Origin of the sequence: Streptomyces sp. NBC_00459, from assembly GCF_036013955.1 — a bacterium.
Taxonomy (GTDB): domain Bacteria; phylum Actinomycetota; class Actinomycetes; order Streptomycetales; family Streptomycetaceae; genus Streptomyces.
This window is the reverse complement of record NZ_CP107903.1, coordinates 2,855,136-2,874,248: the sequence shown is the minus strand read 5'-3', so window position 1 is coordinate 2,874,248 and position 19,113 is coordinate 2,855,136. Positions and strand designations below refer to the sequence as shown.

The window sequence follows — 19,113 nt, the reverse complement described above, 5'->3', positions numbered from 1 at the left end:
GCGGGGACGGAACGCCGCTGGGACGACCATGGAATGCGGGCCCGCAGCCGGAGCTCGATCCGCCGAGGTCCGGCCGAGGTGAGTGTGGTCACGGGATCCGCGAAACCGCGGCAACCTTTTCGGGCGCCGTGGAGACTATGGGCCAAAAGCTGCCTCGACTGGAGCCTCGCATCGCGCACATGCACTTCCGGACCAGGTAAGGACCTCTGCCGTGGCGTCCCATTCCCCGCGCCGTTCCCCGCGCCGCTCTCCCCTTCGGCGGCGCGGTGTGCTCGCCGGTGCCGCCGCGGCGGCCGTCGTGCTCGTCATATCCCTGCTCGTGGCCCTGCGGCCGGACCACCCGGCCGCCGACGACGGGTACGGGGCGGCCACTGCCGCCGCCGGCGCCCGGGTGGTCGTCCCGCGCACGACGCCGGAGGCGACGACGCCCTCCCCGAAGAAGCCCCCGGTCACCCGGTCCCCGTCCCCGACGCCCACCCCGACCGACGCGGCGGCTGCGAAGCCCGGGCCCAGATCGACGCCCACGCCGACGGCCACGAGCGGAGGCGGCAGCGGCAGCGGCAGCGGCGGAGCCGCGGCCCGTCTGGCCTCGGGCGAGGCGCCGTTGGCCGGCCGGATCCGGCCCGGCACCACCTACCAGGGGGTCGCCACCTTCTACGGCGCCGGGAACGGCGACGGCCACGCCTGCTCGTACGGGCCGAGCGCCGACGTCATGACCGCCGCGATGAACACCGCCGACTACGAGACGTCCATGGCCTGCGGGGCGTACATCCTCGTCCGCGCGGCGAGCGGCGCATCCGTCACGGTCCGGATCACCAACGAGTGCCCGGGGGACTGCGCACCCGGTCAACTCGACCTCAGCGCCGAGGCGTTCGCCAAGATCGCGGCCCCCGTGGCAGGCCGGATCCCGATCACGTGGAGCCTGCTGAGCCCCGCCACGGCCGAGCCGCTCTCGATCCGCTACAAGACCGGGTCCAGCCAGTACTGGTGCGGCATCCAGGTGATCGGCCACCGCAATCCACTGGCGCGCCTCGAAGTCCGTACCGCCGGCGGCTGGGTCCGGTTGGCGCGCACCGAGTACAACTACTTCCTCTCCGAGCAGGGCAGCGGGTGCGGCGGCTCGATCAGGATCAGTGACATCTACGGGGAACAGCTGACCCTCGACGGGATCGCGGTCCGGCCGGACGTCGTCCAGCCCACCCGCGTCCAGTTCGCCGCCCACTGAACCCTGTCCGCCGACCCCTGTCCGCAGACCGCTGCCCGGATCGGTTCAGCGGCCCAACGCCTTGAGTACGGCCTCCAGTTGGGTGAGCGGCTCGGTGCCGACGAGCCGGAGTACGACGGTGTCCGCTCCGGCCGCCGACAGCGCGCCGATGTCCTCGGCGGCCTCCGAGGCGTTGCCGGACACGGTGAACACCTCCTCCTGCGGGCGGCCCAGCCAGCCGCCGTGGCCCTCGGTGTGCGGGTGCAGGGTGCGGGTCACCTCGTCGGGGTCGTCGCCGACGCAGCAGAACGCCAGTACCGTCAGGGTGTGTTCGGGGCCGGCGCCGCCCTTCGCGGTCAGGGCCCGGGTGTTCTCCAGGTCGCGCGGGCCGTGTCCCTCGGCGATCAGGGTGCCGTCCGCGACCCGGCCGGACAGCTCCAGCGAACGGGCTCGCACCACACCGGCGACCACCGGCGGCGGTTCGATCGGCGGATGAACCAACTGGACGCCGTCCAGGCGCACTTCGCGCCCCTCCAGCTCGACCCGCTGCCCGCGCAGCAGGGCGCGTACGGAGGTGATCGTCTCCTCCAGCAGGGCCAGCGGTGAACGGGGTGCGACGCCGACCGACGTCATCCACTCCCGTACCCCGTGCCCGATCCCGGCGACGAGCCGGCCCGGGAACACCCGGGCCAGCGTGGCCAGTTCCATCGCCAGCAGCGCCGGGCTGCGCAACGGAGCCGGGGTGATCCCGATGCCCACCCGCAGCCGCTCCGTCGCGCCCAGCGCCACGGCCGCCGCCGAGATGCCGCCGTTCCAGCCGAGGTCCTCGACCACCCACAGGTCGTCCACCCCGAGGGCCTCGGCCTGCCGCGCGAAGCCGGGCAGCCCTTCCGGGGCCCAGTCGCGGTCGTACATCACACCGATCCGAAGGTTCGTCATACACCCGAACCTATGGTCCCGACAGGTGCCGATCAACGAGGTATCGGCCCTGGACCCCGGCCTTGGACCGTGGCCCTGGACCCGGCCCTGGAACGCAGTGCTCGACTCAGCCCTTGACCGGCTTGCCGCGGCCCCAGCCCCAGGCGAGGCGGTCGGCGCCGGACTGGTTGGTGGTGGCCAGCCAGGGGCGGTTGGGGTCGCCGACCAGCTTCTGGATCGAGTACATGTCGTCGGTGCGCAGGCCGGGCCAGTAGACGGAGCCCATCTTCAGCTCGCGGAAGGTGTCGGTGACGGCCTGCATGAAGTTGACGAAGTTGTTGTCGGGAGTCTTCTTGTTGTAGTCGAGGCCCGTCGTCATGAAGGCCCCGAACTCGTCCGCGACGGTCCGGTTCGCGCAGTCACCGATGCGTACCTTCAGGTCGGCCACCCACTGGTCGTAGGTCGCGTACTCCTTCCAGAAGCCGTAGTGGTGCAGCGACAGGTACGTGCCCTTCAGACGCGGGTCGGCGCAGACGGACGTCACATGGTCGTTGTAGCCGGCGCCGCTGACGAACACCTGGTTGCGGGGAACGGACTTGTACCGCGCGAGCCACTTCGCCGCGATGTCGGCCCACTCGGTGTCGGTGTAGCCGTGCGGCTCGTTCATCGGCTCGAAGTAGACGTGCTTGTCGTTCTTGTAGGTCTTGACGACCCTGTCCCACATGGGCCAGAAGGTGGCCGTGTCGTCGATGAAGCCGTCCTTCTGGGCGCCGGTGCCCTCCCAGTAGGAGACGATCACCTTGAAGCCCTGGTCGGACGCCGCGTCGACGACCGCGCGGTACGACTTCCAGTAGGAGCCGTTGACCGTGTACGGGTTGATCGGCAGCCGCACGGTGTTGGCGCCGAGGTTCGCGCGGAACGCCGAGATGATCCGGCTCGCCTTGGAGTAGGTCCGGGCGTAGTTGTCCGACGTCGACAGACCGGACAGCTGGAGCAGGTCGTCGGCGAAGTTGTCGCGCGGGTCGGCCCAGTTGACGCCCTTGAACTGGGTCGTGTCCATGCTCGGCGCGCCGTGGGCGAGGGCGGAAGCAGGGGTGGAGGCGGAGGCGGGGCTGGCGGCGACGGCCGTGCCGCTGGTCGCGGCGAGCGCGAGAGCCACGAGGGCGGCGCGGAGTCTGGGGGAGGGGCGGGTGCCGGCGAGGATGTTGCGCATCAACTTGCCCTTTCGCATGCCGGTCAGAAGACCGAGGGGGGCGATGTTTACGTAAACATCGCGGCGCCGGAATCGTTGCACCCGGCACAGAGATCGTCAAGGTTTCCGGCGCGTAACACGTTCGCCGGACGGAACGAGTGCCGACGGGTCGAACATGACGGTGCCGGGAAGGTGATTGCCGGGCGGTCGAAGGGGAGGAAGGCTCGGCCCCCCGGCCTGGGCCGGGACGCGCGACAGCGGCGTGGGGTGGGGTGGGGCGGGGTGGGGCGCCGTCACGCCGACAGTCTGCGGGCCATGTCTCCGTTGCGGTTCTGCCAGTCGGCGCGGTGGGCGCGGGCCGCCGATTCGGCGTGGTGCAGGGCCGGGGCGGGGACCGGGAGACGGCACAGGGCGTCCAGGGTGGTCAGCATGTGCTGGGCGAAGCGGTTGCCGAGGGGGGTGAGGCGGCCGGAGGACAGGGTGACGGTGGTCGCCTCGTGGGCGGCCAGGCGCCAGCGGGCGAACTGGGCGTGCGCGGTGGCACGCAGCGCCGGGTCGGGTTCCGTCTCCCGGCGGCGCTCCCAGAAGAGGGCGACGCCCAGATGCGCGTACGCACCGTGGAACAGGCCGGGGAGGGGTCGGGGGTCGGGGCGCCAGGGGGCGTAGAAGCGTTCGGGGCCACCTGGTTCGAACAGGTCGAAGAGGTGGAGCAGTGCCGCCAGTTTGTTGTGCTGCGTCTCGTGTGTGAGCGTCACCGCGAGGCCCGTCGCCGAGGTCGGCGGGGACAGCGCCATGCAGCCGAACGTCTCCGCGCTGCTGCCGCTTCTGTTGCCGTGGCCGGGACGGGTCAGCGGCACCAACAGGTGTGGTCCGGCGGCCAGTTCGGCGTACGACTCGGGACGGTCGGCGCGCAGGATCCGGCAGGCTCCCCGGGCCGGGCCGGCCCAGCGGCGTGCCTCGGCGGCCGGGAGGCCGTCCGGGTGGCGCGCGGAGTGGGGGAAGCACGGCGGGTCGAGGGTGTCCAGCAGCAGCGGGGCGCCGCCGTCGAGAGTGGCGAGCAGATGCGCGCCGTGCCAGCGGCCGACGGTGCCGGGCAGGCCGTCGGCGCCGGGTCCGTGCGTCGGACCGCCCAACGGGCCGCCGGTGTACGGGAGTCCGGGCACCGTGACCGTCTCGCCCGCCGCCGTGACACGGCAGCGGCCCGCCCCGTCGACGCGCACCTCGGCGCGGTCGCCCGGGCGGGCGCCGGGGAAGCGGGCGCGGCCCAGGGACGGCAGGGCGGCCCAGGAACCGGCGACGGGCAGCTCGGCCCGGGCCGACAGCCCCGCACGGGCCGCAGCCGACACGGCCAGGGCCGTGAACCAGTGGACGGGCGGGGGGAGTCGACCGTCCGGGTGGCGCAGATGGGCCAGCAGGCCGAACAGGGCGGGGCCGGCCGACGGGTGGGTCAGTACGGCCGTCGCCGCCTCGGGCGCGGTGCGCGTGGCGTCGGCGAACAGACCCCAGGCGTACTCGGCCTCCTCGGCGACCCGGCCCCCGGCCTCCCGGGCCGCCACCGTCACGGCATACGCACAGGCCAGACGCCTGCTGTGCTCGGCGCGGGCCAGCAGTCGCAGGGCGGGCGCCCCACCGCCCCCGGCGGCGACCGCGTCGAACAGGGCGCCCGGCATCCGGTGCGGGGAGGGGGTCATGGCGGGGGCGCCTTTGAGCTCGGGGGGTTCTGTGGTGTGGCGGCTGCGGGTTGTGGGTGGTTGGTCGCGCAGTTCCCCGCGCCTCTTTGGGGCGCGTCCGTCCTGGCGTCCGATTCTGCCTCCGCGCCCGGCTCCCCGCCCGGCTCCCCTCGTGTCCGCCCCTGTTCGCGTGCCGCCAGATCGGCGCTCAGGCGTCCGTGCACCCGCCCGATCAGTTCGGTCAGGTCGGCGCAGTACACGCTCGGGTTGGCGAAGCCCGTGGCGTGGTCGTAGCGGGTGGCGTAGTGGCCGCCTCCGCACACCCGGTGCAGGGGGCAGGCGCGGCAGGGGGCGGACAGTGCGGAGGCGCCCCACTGGCGGGCCGCGATGCCCGGGTGGAGCAGCAGGGTGTCGAAGGAGTGGCCGTGGACGTCGAGGCCGGTGCGGGTGGCGCCGTCGTACGCGGTGCGCAGCGTGTCGTCCTGGGTGAGGGAGCCGTCCGTGTCGACCACCGCGTACCGCACCGGGGACAGGCCGAGTGCCTCGGTGCGCGGGGTGGCGCCGACCAGCAGGGCGAGCAGGTTGTCGAGGAACCGGACCGAGGTCTCCTTGGTCCGGGCGCCGTACCAGCGCTCGAAGACCGCCCACAGCCAGTCCGCGTACGGGGTGCGCCGGCCGTGCGGGTCCAGCCCGGGCGGCGGGGTCTGCCAATTGCCCAGCGGGAGAAGGAAGTCGACGGCCGGGGGACTGTGGGTCAGCAGGGCCTCGTATGTGCGTACCGGGTCGTTGCGCAGGTCGATCGTGCAGAGCAGCGTGCCGAACAGATGGCGGTGGCGCTCACCGGCCAGGCGGCGCAGGGCGGCCTCGACCCGGGCGTGGCTGCCGCGGCCGTCGGCGCCCCGCCGGTGCCGGTCGTGGGCGGCCCGGCCGCCGTCGGTGCTCACCCCGACCGTCACACCCAACTCGCCCAGCAGGCCGAGGCGTTGCTCGGTGAGGCGGAGGCCGTTGGTCTGCAGGCTCAGGTGCAGTCGTACCCCGTCGCCGACCGCACCGCGCAGGGTGCGGACCGTCCGTGCGAGCGCCTCGTCGCCGATCAACAGCGGCTCGCCGCCGTGCAGGACCACACCCGCCTCGGTCACCCCGTGCGCGGACAGGTGCTCGGCGATCCGCTCGGCGGTGCGGGCCAGCGTCGCCGGGGACATCGTGCGGGGCTGGGCGCGCCAACTCTGGTCGTGCGAGCGGTACATGTAGCAGTAGTCGCAGGCCAGGTCGCAGCGGCTGTGCACCTTGAGGACGAAGGAGTCGAGCGGATACGGCTGCCAGCCCGCCGCCCGGCGCGCCGCCACGTCGGCGGCCCTCGGCCAGGGTGGTTCGGCGCGGACCGGTGGCGGTCGACTCATCCGCTTCCCCCCGAAGGCGTACGTCGCGGACCCAGGGCCTGTCCGGTGCCTGTGAGTTGCCCGTCCGGGCGCTGCCGACGGCGCACTCTGTTCGACGTGCGACCAGTATTCGGGCGGGTCAACCACAGCGTCAACATCATGAATGAGCCAACGAAGGTCGACTGTGGGGAAGTTGAGCGACGCTCACGGTCTCCGGCTTCTGCCGTAAGGGCAGTTGGCGGCGCTACGCTGGACAGCCCTTCCTGAGATCCTCCGACACCCCATGGAGTGACCTGCATGGCAGTCGCCGACGGCACCGCCCCCACCGGGGCGGGTACAGGAGCGGGAACGGGCGAAGGCCCGGACCCCGAGGTCGAGTCGGTCGTTCTCGACCTCGTCGCCCTGTCGCCCGAGGACATCGGGGCCCTGCCCGACTCGGTGCTCGGCGCGCTGCTGCGCCAGGTGTACGACAGCTGCGCCGAGGGCAATCCCTTCGTCACCGGGCACAGCGAGAGCGTATGAGACACGGGGCGCGCGGGAGTGGTCCGGACGCCGTGAGTCAGGCGCACGGCGACCTATACTGGCGCCCCTCGGCCGCCCTTTTTGTCCCCCTTGTTCACCGCCGCGCCGAGCGGAGACGTGCCGAGCGGAGAAGCCATGCCAGACGCCAACACCCCTGACCGGCCGGGGCCGTTCGCGGTCTTCCTCGCCACCTCCGGGAACCTCGGCCTGAGTACGACCCTGCGCAACGTCGCCGACATCCTCGCCGACACCAACCGCAGCGTCCTCCTCGTCGACGGCCGCTCCGGCGAACGCGACATGAGCGCGCCCCCGCCCCGCCCCGAACCCGGCCGCGTGCACACCGCCACCTTCCCCGGCGGCCCCGCCCTCGCCGCGCTCGCCGAGGACCCCGTCGCCGCCGCGTACGACCATCTCCTCGTCGAGGCCCCCGTACCGGACTCCTCCGACGAGACGGAACCGGTGCGCTCCGCCGCGTACGCCGACACGATCGTCGTCTGTTTCGCGATGACCGCCTGGTCCATCGACGGGGCCGCCGCACTCGCCGAGGACCTGATCGTGCGCCGGGGCGACCGGCCCGTGCGGTTGCTCACCCTCGGGCTGAAGAGCGACATCGGCGTGCACGACCGGCTGCGCGACGCCCGCGAGCGGGTGCGCCGGAAGTTCGCCCCGGTCGCCGCCGCGCTCGGCAGGACCGACATCCGCTTCCTCGAAATTCCGTACAACCCCCTCTACCAGGACAGCCTCAGCCTCGCCGTCGAGGCGGAGGACGCCGGCACGGTCAGCGGGCTGCGCCCCTACTACGAGCAGCTCGCCGACTGGCTGCGCGCCCGCCGCGCCGCCCGCCTCACCGACGTCACCGTCGTCCACTCGGCCCGGCACGCCCTGTGGGCCGCGTGGCTGCGCGACCGGCTCGCCGTCAAGGGAGTGCGCACGGAGCTGCGCCGCGCCGACACCTACGCCGGTGAACGCCCCGACCCCGGCGCCGCGTTGCTCTTCCTGTCGCCCGACGACGCCGACGACACGCTGCTCGAACAGATCGGCGCCCTCTCCCACACCGACGTCCGCATCCTCCTCGTCGACGAGCCGTTCCCGCACACCGCGGCCGCCCACCACGAGCGGATCGACCTGCGCGACACCACCGAGGACCAGGCACTGCGGCTGCTGTACACCGGCCTCGGCCTCGGCGCGCCCGAACCCGGCGGCAGCGCCGGCGGGGCCGGGTTCCCGCGGCTGCCGGAGACCACCAACGTGGGCGCGCGCAACAGCGCCTTCGTGGACCGCGCCCCGCTGCTCGGCACACTCCACGAGGAGCTGCGCGGCGCCGCCCGCGACGGCGCCTGCCTGGTGCTGCACGGCCCCAGCGGCTGGGGCAAGAGCGACACCGCGCACGAACTGTGCCACCGCGTCGGGGCCTCGTACGACGTCGTGTGGTGGGTGCGCGCCTGGGAGCGCACCCGCGTCGAGCGCGGCCTCGGCCGGCTCGCCGGACGCCTCGGCGCCCCCGAGGACCGGGTCGGCACCGACGGGGACGGCATCTCCCGGCTGCTGTCCCGGCTCTCCCGCACCGACGCCGAGGCGGAGAGCTGGCTCATCGTCTACGACGGTGTCACCGACCCCGCCGAACTGCACGGCCTGCTGCCCGTACCGCACGAGCGCGGGCACGTCCTCATCACCAGCCGGACCGCACCGGCCGGGACCGACCCCGCCGAGGACGTCCGGCCGCCGCATCTGCGGCCCCTGGCCATCGCCCCGATGGACGGCGAGGAGAGCCGCGCGCTGCTCGCCGAGAAGGTGCCGGAGATCAGCGAGCGGCAGGCCCGGCAGATCGGCAGCGTCGTCGACTCCGTCCCGCAGGCCCTGCACCTCGCCGCCCACTGCCTCGCCGAGCGGACCGCCGCGCACCGCCGCGACGACCACATGAACCAGGACGCCGCGGTCCGCGCCGCCGTCGGTGACCTCCTCGCCGAGTACCGCGCCGGCAAGACCGAACTGCTGCGCACCGCCGACGCCGTGTCCCCCGTGGCCGTGATGGTGCAGGTCGCCCGGCGTGTCGTACGGACCACCCCCGGCGCCCTCGCCTGGGGCGCCGAGAGCCCCGAACGCGACGCCGTGGGCTGGCTGCTGGGCGCCGCCTCCCTGCTCACCGGGCGCGGCATGGGCCTGGAACTGCTGCGCTCGCGCCGCATCCTGTCCGAACTCGCCCGCGACGACGAGTCGTCGACGCCCGCACCCGCCGGCACCGAGGTCCTGCTGCCCGACGAGCACATGGTGAGCGTCGCCCTGTGGGCCCTGGCCCAAGTGGGCCTGCTCGACGTCGACTTCGACCGCACCCGGCAACCGCTCGTCCAGCACCACGGGCTGCGCGACCTGATCCGCGCCGGCATGGACCCGGCCGAACGCGCGCACATCGAGTCCGTGTTGCGCAGCGTCCTGTCCGAACACGCCCCGCAGGGCCCCGACCTGCCCGCGGACTGGGCCCGCGAGGTGTTCTCGCTGCGCCTGTGGGAGGACCCGCGGCCACGGGTGCGCCGCTCGCTGCTGCGCCACCTCAACTCGCTGAGCCAGCGCGCCGAGGCCGCCGACCTCGACCGTCTCCTCGACATCGCCGGGCGGGCGCGTGAGGCGTGGCGAACCGATGACGGCAACGCCGCCGGCGAGGGTGACGAACAGTCACCCGAGTACCTGCGCCTGCTCAACTTCGTCGCCCGCGCCCACCGGCTGCGCGGCGACTACGACCTCTCCCGGCAGATCGCCCAGGACGCCCTGCGCGGTCACCGCAGGCTCCTCGGCATCACCCACCCGCGCACCCTGCTCTCCGCCGACTCCTACGCCGCCACCCTGCGCGCGCTGGGCCGCTTCGACGACGCCCTGCTGCAACTGCGGCCCGTCCTGGAGGGCCTCACCCTGCTGCTCGGCCCGCAGCACCCGGCCACCATCCAGGCCGAACACAACCTCGCCCTCACCGAGTCGCTCACCGGCCGGGTCGCCCCCGCCCTGGCCGCGATCCAGGACCGCTTCCGCTACCGCCAGGCCGTCGGCGGCACGGACGACCCCGTCGCCTGGAACGCCGCCGAACTGCTCGCCTACCTGTACCGCGCCGCCGGACGCGACGGTGAGGCCCGCGACCTGCTGCGCCAGAAACTGCGCCGGCACGGCGACACCTGGGACCTCGTCCGGCTGCGTACCGAGGTCGGCCTCGCGGTCAGCGAACGCCGGCTCGCCGACGGCTTCCCCGCCCTCAAGGACCCCCTCTACAGCTACGAACTCGCCCACGAACGCGACCTGCGCGCCCTCGGCCTGTACGTCGACCGGTTCGGCCCCGACCGCTTCGACACCGTGCGCTGCCGGTTCAGCTACGCCGCCGACCTGCACGCCCTCGGCAAGGCCGACGAGGCCGAACAGCAGGCCCGGCAGTGCGTGGACACCCTCGCCCGCTGGTTCGGGCCCGGGCACCCCTACACGGGCGTCGCCCAGGTGCGCCACGGCGTCTATCTGCGGGCCACCGGTGAGCTGCGGCTCGCCGAGGAGATCGGCCGGGGCACGCTGAACCTCCTCACCCACAAGCTGGGCCGGGCCCACCCCTGGGTGGCCATCGCGGAGAACTCCCTTGCCGCCACGCTCGCTTCGGCGGGCCACGACGAGGAGGCCGTGGAACTCGCCCGCACCGCACTGGCCCGCCTCGGCGACCTGGGCATCGCCCACCGCGTCGGTGGCCGCAGGGTCGGCGCCCACCTGGAACGCCTCACCGGCGTCGACCCCACCCGTCCCGTACCGCCCTCGGGCTACGACATCGACCTGGAGCTGCCCGACGTGTGACCCGCCCGCAGACAGCCTCCCCGGCGACCGACCGGCACGCCACCGATCGGCAGAGCACCGAATCAGCAAGCCACCGACGAGCGAAAGGCGAGCACCCGTGGCAGCCCCCGCACCGCACGCGAGCACCACGCTGAAGGAGTCCCACTGGACTCCCAAGCGCCACGGCCTGATAACCACGCTGTGCGAGGAGACCGTCGCACGGACGCCCGCGATCCGCTCCCTGGCCCACTACAGCAACGGCATCCTCGACTTCGCCGTCCTGAGAGCGGACCGCGCCCCGCTCTCCAGCCTGGTCACCGAGACCGGCGACGACGCCCACAACGAGTCGCTGCCCGGCTCCAGGCTGCTGCTGTGCACCCAGGACCTCGGCGCCGTCCTGCGCCCGCTGAAGACCGGCGAGCTGATGCGCACGGTCCTCGCGGGCACGCGCGCCGGCCTGTGGGGCGGCCGGGCCCGCCCCGACGAGTTCCTCGCGGCGGTCACGGACGTACCCGACGGCGTGCCCGACATGGACGAGGCGATGAACCTGCTCGTCACCCGTATCCGTACCGAAGTGCACGGACTCCCCGACGAGTTGCTCGGCGGTGACGCGCAGGCGAAGGCGCATCTCCAGAGCGGGGAGACGCCCGCGGGCCCGCACGTCGACTTCGGGACGGCCGCCGCCCCGGACACCGTGTACGAACAGCGGCTGCGCGATCTGTGGCGCACCCATGTGAACACCACGGACCTGCAGTACGCGGGCTACTACCGGGACTGGACCCTGGTCTGTGTCGGTGACGTCTTCGACAGCCAGGAACTCGGCCCGCGCTTCATGGACGTCAGTGTGCGCACCCGGCGGACCGCCTACCGCGACCTCTCGCGCAGCCTGCGCGGCCACCTGATCCGCCTCAAGGACGCGCTCGACCTGATCGCCCCGCCCCCCGGCAGCGGCGCATCGGTCGAACGGCTCGTCCTCGACGTCCAGGAGGGCGCGGTGTACGTCCACTGGACCTCGCCCCGCGCCTTCCTCCTCGGCGTCACCCTCGACCAGCGGCAGGTGGGCAACGCGGAACGGCGGCTCACGGGCCTCGCCCAGCTCACGGGCGGCGTGACCAGTCCGCCGCCGCACTGAACAACACCCATACATACAAAGGGAGTTGACGGGACCTAGGGAACCGCCGGGGCGCTGAGCGTCCCCCACACCTCCTCCGCCAGGACCTCCACCGTGCGGGCCGGGGTCAGCGGGTGCTGGTGCTCGGCGTTGCCCAGCAGATGCACCGGCAGCACCTCGACGGCGCTCTCGTACTCCCGGCAGATCCGGCGCAGTTCGCTCAGCTGTACCTCGGTCGGTGTACCCGGCGCCGCCGCCCGTGCCCAGGTCGCGACAGCGCCCCGGAAGTCCTCCGTCAGCGCCCGCACCAGCGTCGCGCAGCCCAGCACGCTCAGCTCCGCCGAGGTCGCCGCCGCCCGCCGGTTCACGCTCCGGCCGGCCACCCGCCGGGTCACCGACTCCAGCATCGCCAGCGCGTCCCGGAACCGGCGCCGAACCGGGCCCGGCAGCTCCTCGGCCGGCTCCGCCTCGGCGGTGACGCGAACGGACTGTGAGGCCGGCAGGGGCGTCCCCGTCGAGCCCGCCGTGCCCGGACGCACCTCCAGCGTCATCGCGGCCAGGTTGCGGCGCATCTCGTCGAGGTGGGCCGTCTGCTGCTCCAGGTTCCGGCGCATCCGCTCGCCCAGCTCGGCGAGGTCCTCCTCCCGGCCCTCCTCCACGAGCCGCCGCTCCAGCTGCAGCAGCGCCTCGTGCACATGCCGCGGGAACCCGCCCTGCCGGTACACCAGCGGGCGGGAGCCGATCGACCGCCCGAGCCGGTCCTGCATCGCGTGCGACACCAGCCCGTTGACCACCAGCAGCGCCTCGAACCGCCCCGGGCGCACCGCGCCGCGCAGCCCGTTCACCTGGGTGACGATCCGTTCGACGTCGTCGGCGAGGAGCAGGGAGCGGGTGTAGACCACCGCGATGTAGGCGTTCGGCGCGGGCGACAGCCAGTACAGGACCTCCTCCCGGCCGTCCGCCGAGCGTGTGCGCCTCGCCGGCACCGGGTCGTGGGAGGCGATCCGCCACTGGCCCAGATCGAGGGCGTCGTGCACATCGCCCAGGACCCGCTGGTACGACACCCGCTCGTGCAGTGCCCGTACCGCCTTCAGGACCGTCACCCCCGGCACCCGGCGCACCAGGCCCGCGGTGTCCTCGCTGAGCTGCCAGGCCTCCCGGCACGTCTTGAGCACCTCACGGGGCACGCCCTCGGTCAACTCGTGGAGCAGCCGCAGCGCTTCGTCGTCGAAGGGCCCGGTGGGAGGCGGTGCCGAATCGGGGTCGGACTCGGGGGCGGACGGCCCTTCGCCGTCGGCTTCCGCCTCGTCCGTCTCCTCGCCCGAGGCCAGATACCGGGCCACCAGCTCCCCGGTACGGTCTTGGTCGAGCCCCGTCGGCCACAGCTGCACCACCCGCTCGTGCACGCTCTGGCGCAGCGCCCGCAGCCCGTCGGGCGAGGAGCAGAACACCAGCAGACCGCCGTGGCTCGTATAGATGTTGATGAGGCGTTCGAAGGCGTCCATGAACGCCCGCCGGCTGTCGTCCGGCCAGTCGAGCACCTTCTCCAGCGAGTCGAGGAGCAGGACGTACGGCTGTCCGACCCGGCCGTGCAGAAAGCCCTGCACGGTCAGCGCGTCGAAGACGCGGTCGATGCCGGCCGCGAGGTCCGGGCGCCCGTCCGACGGGCCGATCGCCTCGGTGATCCCGCGTTCGCGCAGCGCCTCGGCGGGTTCGGCGCCGTTCAGCCAGTTCCACACCATCCGGTTGAACGGCGCCTCCAGCAGCAGCGCGAGCGCGGTGGAGAACCTGCGGTGTTCGGTGACCTCGCCCAGGGTGCCGCGCAGATCGGCGTGGATCACCTCGGGGTCGTAGCGCAGCGCCGACACGACCTTGTCCGGGTCGAGGACCCGGTCGCGCAGCCCGGTGGCGATCTCCCGCAGGGTGCCGCGGCGCGGGTCGTCGTCGGCCGCGCCGACCCAGCCGGCCGTCACATAGGCGTAGTAGTCCCGCACCAGCTCCTCGAAGGCCCGTTTGCCCTGCTCGGTGTCGCCCGGTCCGCGCAGTCGGTCGCGGTAGAGCCGTCCCATGTCCTGCGCCGGTTCGTCCACTATCCAGGTCGCCGTCTCGGCGTGCCGCGCCCGGATCGTCTGGTAGGTCCGGCGCAGGGCGTGGCTCTTGCCCAGGCCGAACTCGCCCACCAGGGCGATCGCCCGGCCGCGCCGGCCACCGGCGGCGGGCGGCGCGAAGTAGTCGTCGACGAGCGCCTCGACGTCCGCGATCAGCGGGGTGTCGATGTGGGCGTTGCCCGAGTCGGACGCCCGGACCCGCGCGTCCCCCAGGTCGGACATGGGCCCGAGGCGCACGACAGGGCTCAGCGGGAAGGGGTTGCGGTGCCAGGTGTGTCCACTGGTCGGCGTCACGTTGGCACTCCTCGTGTGTCCGGTGTCGGCCTTGGGAGCGGCGATCGGGTACATCTGTGCGGCTGTTCGGTTCCTGTGTACGCGTTCCCGTGTACGAGGGGAACGGGCGGGTGGGGAGCCCCGCAGCTAGGCGGGTCTGCGCGGCGGGCGAGCCGGGTCGGCGGACGCGCGGCCCAGGTCCGCGGAGTCGAGGGTGGGCGCGGCGAGATCGGCGGCGGTCACGCGCACACGGCCACCCGCGAGTCTCTGCCGCTCGGCCACCCTGAAGCACTCCTGGCGCAGATATCTCACGTCGGCATGGCGCCACGGGTCCTGCGCCGGGGCCGACCCCTGGCCCGGCCCTTGCCCCTGCCCCGGGATCGCGGGCAGCGGCGGTGCGTCCTCGGGGTCGGGATGGCCGCCGCGGGCGGCCTCGGTGAACTTCACGGTGTCCTCCGTGGCGAGCGAACCGAGCGAGAGATGGGTGACCGCCGTGTTCGTGGGCAGTCCCGCGATCACCTCGCCCGCAGTCCTCGGATTCTGGTGACTGATCTCGACGAACAGTACGATCCGGCTCTGTGCGTGGCTCAGCCACGTCTTGAGGAAGTTCGTGCGGACCTCGCCCCCGGCGTCCCGCCAGTCGATGTGCGGGACGATGGCGAACAGCACACTGTTCTGCTGGGCGAGCAGCTTGCTGATGCTGCTGAACGCCCCGCGGACGTCGTCCCCGGTGACGGACGGGTCGAGCGACACCCCGGGGAACTCCTCCTCAAGTGTCTCGACGAGCTTGTCGCGAATGGCCGCGTTGATCTCCTGGGTGTCGGCGAAATTGCCGCGGCCGTCCCAACTGACCTCCTCCCCGCCGTTCTTGTAGCCCCCGGCCATCGCCACGACGGGACGCGGCGCGAGGTTGGGGCGCGCCTGTTCCTCGAAGTGCCGCGAGAGCTCCTGGAGATACTCGTGCGCCCGCTGCACGCACCGGTGGATGAGGGTCGTCTTGCCCATGCCCACCGGCCCGGTCACCACGATCAGATGCCCTCGCTCCTTCGGCAGGAGCAGCCCGGGCAGCTCGTCCCTCAGACACTGCTCGAACCGGTCGAGCTGTTGCCCGGCGTGGTCGACGTCCACCCACTGGTGGGTGTGGCTCTCGTCCTTCCAGGGCACCAGCGGGTGGTCGGCCCTCGGCCGGGCGTGCCCCACCGGCAGCAGATCCCTCACCTCCGGTAGGAACACACCGAACGGGTTGGCGTTCTCCGTCTCGTCGAGCGGCCCGATCATTCGGCACCCCCCGTCGCCCCGGAACGCGCGGAGCGGCTCCGCGCGCGGTACCAACTCCAGTACGAGGAGGAGCGGTTGAGCTCGGGCAGGGCGCGCAGGCAGCGCTCCACCAAGGCGTGCTCCTCGTTCGCGCCACGGACACGGTCCTCCGAGTCGGTCAGATACTCCCCGCTGGTCCATGGCAACGGATCGGCCAGCGGCAGCGCGTCGGCGAGCCGCTCGGCCGCCGCACGCCGGGCCGGGGGACCGGGCACCCGGGAGAGGGCGGCGGCCAGCGCCTCCCGGGTGGCACGCACCGCCGAGTGGTCCGGCCGCTCCCGCAGGCCGTACTCGGCGAGATACTCCCGTGCGGCCACCCGGTACGCGCTCTCCGTCGTCGCCAACTCCTGCTGCAGCGCATGCTGTTGGGACCGGCCGCGCTCGAAGGACTGGCCGCCCAGGGTGAGCAGCGCGCCCACCAGGAGCAGGGGCAGCTGCTTGAGCAGGGCCATCAACCAGCCGTCCTCGTCCGCACCCTCGCCCTGTGCCGCCGTTCCCGGGGAGTCCGCGTCGGCGGCCATGAGCGCGGCACAGGTCCGCCCGAAGTCGTCGTCGTGGTCCCTGGACCACTGTTCCGGCGTCACCCGGTCATCGGCCTTCAGCAGTCCCAGCCGGACGGCCGCGGTGAGCAGGTCGGTGCGGTGGACGGGATCGAGGCAGTACACCAACTGGGCATCCCGCTCAGGGGAGTCGGCGCCCCCGGCGGACGCTGCGAAGGCCGGTGCGGCACCGGTGGCCAGCAGCAGGAGAGCCGCCCCGGTCACCGCGTGCCGGGCGTGCCGCGCGCGTGGTCGGCGGGCCGGGGGAGCTGTGCTCCGAGTGCTCCTGGTGCTCCGGGTCAGCGGCCGGGTGCCGTCGCAGGGCACCCCTCGCACACCTGATCTCCTCGCCCGCCTCATCAGCGTCTCCCCCGTCCGGTGCCGGCACTTCACATGCCTGGTAGGTCTCGTACGTCTTGCATTCCCCGCGGTCGCCGTCTGTCCCACATTTCCGGGCCGCCGGAACTCCGCACTCCGGGACTCCGTACTCCCGGACTCCGGTCATGCGACCGGCTGTTCGTCGTCCGCCTGCTGGTCGTACGGAGAGTGACGCTCGGCGTCGGAGGAGAGTTCCCGGCGGGTGCGTGCCCGCCATCGGCCGGGCGGGTGTGCCAGGAGCGCCTGCGAGGTGCCGTGCAGCAGGTTGACGGTGATGACGGCCGGGCCGACGATCGCGACGGTGCCCGGGAAGTCCCGCTCCAGGGTCAGGGCGATCAGCACGGCCGTGATGCCGTTCTGCTGGCCGAGGCCGAGCGCGATCCGGTCGCGGCGCTCCAACTCCCGTACGAACAAAGGCAGTACGCCCAGTGCCACCACCGCCTGCGCGGCGAAAGCCGACACACCGAGCACGAACCCGGGCCACAGCCGCACCCCGTGTGCGAGCAGCAGCCCGAGTGTCAGGAACGCGGCGAGGAACGCGCCGCCCACCGCCCGGCCGACCGCCTTGTCGAGCACCGTGGCACGCAGCACGAGACCGGCCAGCGCCACTGCGAGCATCAGCTGGTTCATCGCCGCGAGCACCAGCATCGCCCCGACGAGCAGCACCGCCCCGCCGGCCTTGGTACGCCGGACCGCCGGCACGTCCGGCAACCGTGACACCGCCCGGCGTCCGGCCCACCACAACAGCACGACGGCGGCCAGGAGCACGGCGTTGAAGAGGAGCCCGGTCGCGTAGTCGCCGCCCGCGCCCCGGCTGATCCCGGGGGCGCCCTCGTGGCCCGCCGCCGTGTAGGCGTACCCCGCCAGATACAGCGTCAGCAGAACCGTCATCGGGTCGTCGAACGACGCCCACGCCGTCAGCAGCGACTGGGCGCGCGGTGACATCCGCCCCTTGCCGGTCAGGGCGGCGACCGACAGCGGGTCGATCTGGGCGACGGCGATACCGAGCACCAGGTACTCCGGCCGCCGGAACACCAGCACCATCGTGCCGGCGATCAGCCCGGCCTTGAGAACCACACCCAGGGTGACCGCGGCCACCACACCGGGCAGATCGGCCCGCAGCGCCCCGAGATCGATCGAGTACGTGCTCCCGTACAGGCCGACCGCGAGCAGCAGTGCCGCCCCGAGCGCATAGCCGTCGGAACGCACCAGCCCCGAGGCGTCCACCGCCAGGCCGGTCAGCACTCCGACCGCGAGCAGGCCCGCGGCGCCGAGCACGATTCCGGGGACCACGTCGGGCAGCCTTCGTAAACGGGTGCGCAAGGATGTCCCCATGGCCTTGTCCCCCCTCCGCTCCGGCCCCGCGCGCCGTACGGCACGACCGGAGACGCCCCCCGGCGGAACGGGTGTGACCGCCCGTGGGGCAGGTGAATGGTAGGGGCCCCGGTGCCGGGGGAAAAGCCGCACACCGGCCTTCCGCCCGGCGCCGCTGCCGTCCCGTCCTGTCGGTCCTGTCCTCACGATGCCCGGCACGAAGCATCCGCGAACCCGTTTCGGCGCCCTGGCCGAAAGCCAACGTTCCTTTCCAGCAGGCTATTTGACGCCCGTAGACTCACCCGGTGACAAAGGTGACACGGGACGACGTCGCCAGACTCGCGGGAACTTCCAGCGCGGTCGTCAGTTACGTCGTCAACAATGGCCCCCGGCCCGTCTCCGCGGAGAAACGCCGACGCGTTCTCGAAGCCGTGAAAGAGCTCGGCTACCGGCCCGACCGGGTGGCCCAGGCCATGGCCAGTCGCCGTACGGACCTGCTGGGGCTGATCGTTCCGGACGCCCGTCAGCCATTTTTCGGGGAAATCACCCACGCGTTGGAACGCGCCGCCGCCGACCGGGGAAAAATGGTGCTCGTCGGCAACTCCGATTACCAGGAGGAGCGCGAAATCCATTACCTGCACGCCTTTCTGGGGATGCGGGTGTCGGCGCTGATCCTGGTCAGTCTGGGGCTCGGTGACCGGATCGCCGCCGAGCTCGACACCATGGACACCCGGGTCGTGCTGATGCACGAACGGTCCGCTTCCGTACGGAAGTTCGCCGTGGTCACGGACGACGTCGAGGGCGCCAGGCTCGCCACCCGGCACCTCCTCCAGCACGGGCACACCGCCGTGGCCTGCCTGGGCGGTCCCGGATCCGCTCCCCTGGCCGGGGATCCCGTCGCCGACCATGTCGAGGGCTGGCGCAAGGCGATGGCGGACGCCGGCCGCCCCACCGAGGGACTGCTCTTCCACGCCCCCTACAACCGGTACGACACCTACGGGATCGCGCTGCGCCTGCTCGCCGCCCCCGACCGGCCGACCGCCGTGTTCTGCTCGACGGACGACCAGGCCATCGGCCTGCTGCGGGCGGCCCGTGAACTGGGCGTCGACGTACCGGGGGAGCTCGCGGTGTCGGGCTTCGACGACGTCAAGGAGGCGGCGATGACCGACCCGCCGCTGACTACGGTCGCGTCCGACCGCGAGGCGATGGCCCGCAGGGCGGTGGACATGGCGCTCGACCCGGAACTCGACGCGACGACTCCCGGCGAGACGGACCGCACCCGCCGCTTCGCGTCCCGCCTGGTCGTCCGGGCGTCCTGCGGCTGCCCGGACCAGGGCGCCACCTCCCGTTCCCTGTCCGTCGGGGCCCCGACGGCCACTGCCTGACCAGCCGT

The 19,113-nt window shown here is 72.9% G+C and carries 13 protein-coding genes; 5 read left to right on the top strand and 8 right to left on the bottom strand.

From position 1 onward, the window contains the following. The first annotated feature begins 211 nt into the window (after positions 1-211). On the top strand, positions 212-1,225 hold the full coding sequence (locus tag OHN74_RS12595) for an expansin EXLX1 family cellulose-binding protein (protein ID WP_327694659.1): 1,014 nt from the start codon (positions 212-214) through the stop codon (positions 1,223-1,225). A gap of 45 nt (positions 1,226-1,270) precedes the next feature. On the opposite strand, the gene OHN74_RS12590 is transcribed toward OHN74_RS12595, so the two are convergent. The 4 genes from OHN74_RS12590 to OHN74_RS12575 form a co-directional block, all read right to left on the bottom strand. After that, positions 1,271-2,143, bottom strand: coding sequence for an LLM class flavin-dependent oxidoreductase (locus OHN74_RS12590; protein WP_327694658.1), 873 nt, complete (start codon positions 2,141-2,143; stop codon positions 1,271-1,273). A 106-nt stretch (positions 2,144-2,249) separates the two neighbouring features. Next, the gene (locus OHN74_RS12585) at positions 2,250-3,335 is read right to left on the bottom strand and encodes a glycoside hydrolase family 5 protein (protein ID WP_443060547.1); all 1,086 of its coding nucleotides are present in this window, start codon (positions 3,333-3,335) and stop codon (positions 2,250-2,252) included. 272 nt (positions 3,336-3,607) lie between these two features. Further along, positions 3,608-5,005 (bottom strand): HEXXH motif domain-containing protein, encoded by a 1,398-nt coding sequence (locus tag OHN74_RS12580; RefSeq protein ID WP_327694656.1) that lies wholly within the window; start codon positions 5,003-5,005, stop codon positions 3,608-3,610. After that, on the bottom strand, positions 5,002-6,384 hold the full coding sequence (locus OHN74_RS12575; protein WP_327694655.1) for an FxsB family cyclophane-forming radical SAM/SPASM peptide maturase: 1,383 nt from the start codon (positions 6,382-6,384) through the stop codon (positions 5,002-5,004). Before OHN74_RS12575 ends, OHN74_RS12580 begins: the two co-directional genes overlap by 4 nt. A gap of 276 nt (positions 6,385-6,660) precedes the next feature. Between OHN74_RS12575 and fxsA the strand changes: the two genes are divergently transcribed. From fxsA to OHN74_RS12560, 3 genes are all read left to right on the top strand, one after another. After that, positions 6,661-6,885: an FxSxx-COOH cyclophane-containing RiPP peptide gene (fxsA, locus tag OHN74_RS12570; RefSeq protein WP_327694654.1), complete on the top strand. Its 225-nt coding sequence runs from the start codon at positions 6,661-6,663 to the stop codon at positions 6,883-6,885. Positions 6,886-7,020: 135 nt separating this feature from the next. Beyond that, positions 7,021-10,701, top strand: coding sequence for an FxSxx-COOH system tetratricopeptide repeat protein (fxsT, locus tag OHN74_RS12565; protein WP_327694653.1), 3,681 nt, complete (start codon positions 7,021-7,023; stop codon positions 10,699-10,701). 97 nt (positions 10,702-10,798) lie between these two features. Beyond that, the gene (locus OHN74_RS12560) at positions 10,799-11,812 is read left to right on the top strand and encodes a hypothetical protein (RefSeq protein ID WP_327694652.1); all 1,014 of its coding nucleotides are present in this window, start codon (positions 10,799-10,801) and stop codon (positions 11,810-11,812) included. A gap of 35 nt (positions 11,813-11,847) precedes the next feature. On the opposite strand, the gene OHN74_RS12555 is transcribed toward OHN74_RS12560, so the two are convergent. The 4 genes from OHN74_RS12555 to OHN74_RS12540 all read right to left on the bottom strand — a co-directional run bounded on the left by OHN74_RS12555 (position 11,848) and on the right by OHN74_RS12540 (position 17,729). Further along, complete coding sequence (locus OHN74_RS12555) at positions 11,848-14,193, bottom strand: hypothetical protein (protein ID WP_327694651.1); 2,346 nt, start codon at positions 14,191-14,193, stop codon at positions 11,848-11,850. Between the two features lie 126 nt (positions 14,194-14,319). Continuing rightward, positions 14,320-15,450, bottom strand: a complete 1,131-nt coding sequence (locus tag OHN74_RS12550) for a hypothetical protein (RefSeq protein WP_327694650.1) — start codon at positions 15,448-15,450, stop codon at positions 14,320-14,322. Next, a complete protein-coding gene (locus tag OHN74_RS12545; protein ID WP_327694649.1) occupies positions 15,447-16,364 on the bottom strand; it encodes a hypothetical protein in 918 nt (305 codons plus the stop codon). The genes OHN74_RS12550 and OHN74_RS12545 overlap by 4 nt, the downstream gene beginning before the upstream one ends. A 165-nt stretch (positions 16,365-16,529) precedes the next feature. Next, positions 16,530-17,729, bottom strand: coding sequence for a hypothetical protein (locus OHN74_RS12540; RefSeq protein WP_327694648.1), 1,200 nt, complete (start codon positions 17,727-17,729; stop codon positions 16,530-16,532). 296 nt (positions 17,730-18,025) lie between these two features. Here OHN74_RS12540 and OHN74_RS12535 point away from each other — a divergent pair, with 296 nt between their 5' ends. Next, positions 18,026-19,105, top strand: coding sequence for a LacI family DNA-binding transcriptional regulator (locus OHN74_RS12535; protein ID WP_327694647.1), 1,080 nt, complete (start codon positions 18,026-18,028; stop codon positions 19,103-19,105). Positions 19,106-19,113: the final 8 nt, after the last annotated feature.

Bases quoted from the DNA above. Each gene is read 5' to 3' on its own strand.
- OHN74_RS12590 (WP_327694658.1), bottom strand. From the start codon at position 2,143: ATGACGAACCTTCGGATCGGTGTGATGTACGACCGCGACTGGGCCCCG.
- OHN74_RS12585 (WP_443060547.1), bottom strand. From the start codon at position 3,335: ATGCGCAACATCCTCGCCGGCACCCGCCCCTCCCCCAGACTCCGCGCC.
- OHN74_RS12580 (WP_327694656.1), bottom strand. From the start codon at position 5,005: ATGACCCCCTCCCCGCACCGGATGCCGGGCGCCCTGTTCGACGCGGTC.
- OHN74_RS12575 (WP_327694655.1), bottom strand. From the start codon at position 6,384: ATGAGTCGACCGCCACCGGTCCGCGCCGAACCACCCTGGCCGAGGGCC.
- fxsA (WP_327694654.1), top strand. From the start codon at position 6,661: ATGGCAGTCGCCGACGGCACCGCCCCCACCGGGGCGGGTACAGGAGCG.
- fxsT (WP_327694653.1), top strand. From the start codon at position 7,021: ATGCCAGACGCCAACACCCCTGACCGGCCGGGGCCGTTCGCGGTCTTC.
- OHN74_RS12550 (WP_327694650.1), bottom strand. From the start codon at position 15,450: ATGATCGGGCCGCTCGACGAGACGGAGAACGCCAACCCGTTCGGTGTG.